1 protein-coding gene is annotated in these 518 nt (G+C 51.7%); it reads right to left on the reverse strand.

All coding sequences use genetic code 11. The features are described 5' to 3' along the window. The coding region (locus A3754_RS07360; RefSeq protein ID WP_156496888.1) for a hypothetical protein at nt 1-518 on the reverse strand (518 nt) is incomplete at both ends.

Raw genomic sequence — 518 nt, forward strand, 5'->3', positions numbered from 1 at the left:
TTCCATCGAGTGTTGACGCGAAATCGACCTTAATGGAGTCGCTCTCCCGCCATAAGGCGTGATGAGTAAATTGTGCGACTGTTGACGGCCCGCCACTGGCCAAATACACAATGTTGGTTATTGATAGGCCTGTTGACCCTCTCCATTGGCCTGTATTGATCTCACTGGCCAATTTCGACATCCGGGAAATTTCGAGGCGTATTTCGTCAATCTCGTTTTGAAACTGCTGGGCATCGTTGTGTTGCCGCAGTAGCCAGTGCCCTCCTGGCTTTGATGCTGAAATGGAGTCTCGACTAAACAGCTTATGAATCTCGGCACCCACCGCCTCTAGTTCTGCCAGCCGGGCTAGTAACCCCAGGGTTTGAGAGTTCAGCCTCTGCAAGCTCATATCTAATTGTAATGGTCCGAGCTTCCAGCAAAGTGCACTCTCGCGTTGAGAATCCGCACTATGCAGCTGCAAAAGGCTCAGGCTGCCCATCTCTTTTGCATGCTTGGCAAGAGCGCTGTAAAGGGCGTCC

The sequence above is a fragment of the Alcanivorax sp. HI0083 genome (assembly GCF_001635175.1).